Genomic DNA, 818 nt, shown 5'->3' with positions numbered 1-818 from the left:
GATGATATTAGATTAGTCGCTATGGCGACTAATGTAAAAATATCGGGCGCAAAAAACATTCTTGAATACGCCCAACTGGTGGAATACCAGATAGGAAATAAATATAAAGAAGCAGAACCGGCCTTTAATCTGGAATACATTGTTGGAGGCATTGGTTCAACTTTTCGTCGAAAGGCCTTATTGTTAGTTAAGGGATATGATTTAGATTCGGTAACAGAAGATATTTCTTTATCAATGAAAATGATCAGGGCTTTTGGTAACAAAAAAGCGCATATCAGCTATGCAGAGGATGTGTATTGCTATACACCTCCAGCACATAATTTTAAAGATTTAAAAAAGCAGCGTTTCAGATGGAAGTATGGTCGATTTAAGGCACTTGTAAAATATAAAGACCTCTTCTTTTCAACCAACTTCAAAAAATACAGCTTTGTTCTTACATGGTGGAAGTTGCCAAAGATTATTTTCTTTGAAGAATTCATGATGCTAATAGATCCCTTTATGCTGGTATTTATGGGATATCTCTTAGTGTTTTATCTCGATTTAAAAACTCTCTTAGGTGTAGTTGTGACATACTTTTTGGTTTCAATAATTGCTCGATTATCAGATCAACAATATGATTTGAAAAAATCTATAAAGATTGTTCTTAGCGCTCCTCTAACTATATTTCTTCTGTATATAATCAATTGTGCCGATTATTATTCTTTGATAAAAAGCATAGTTAAACATAAGGATATATTAACCAATTCAAATCCTTCTTCAAAGTGGGATCACATTAAAAGATAAGGGATAAAATTACGATTTTTATATCTTCCTGAGTA

1 protein-coding gene is annotated in these 818 nt (G+C 32.5%); it reads left to right on the top strand.

The window, feature by feature from the left end; translation table 11 throughout:
• Positions 1–783 (top strand): glycosyltransferase family 2 protein (locus tag JG30_RS08530; RefSeq protein ID WP_218837834.1); only part of this gene is annotated, 783 nt, incomplete at its 5' end.
• Positions 784–818 lie beyond the last annotated feature (35 nt).

The sequence above is a fragment of the Bombilactobacillus mellifer genome (genome assembly GCF_000970795.1).
Classification (GTDB): Bacteria; Bacillota; Bacilli; order Lactobacillales; family Lactobacillaceae; genus Bombilactobacillus; species Bombilactobacillus mellifer.
This window is presented reverse-complemented; position numbering and strand designations above follow the sequence as displayed.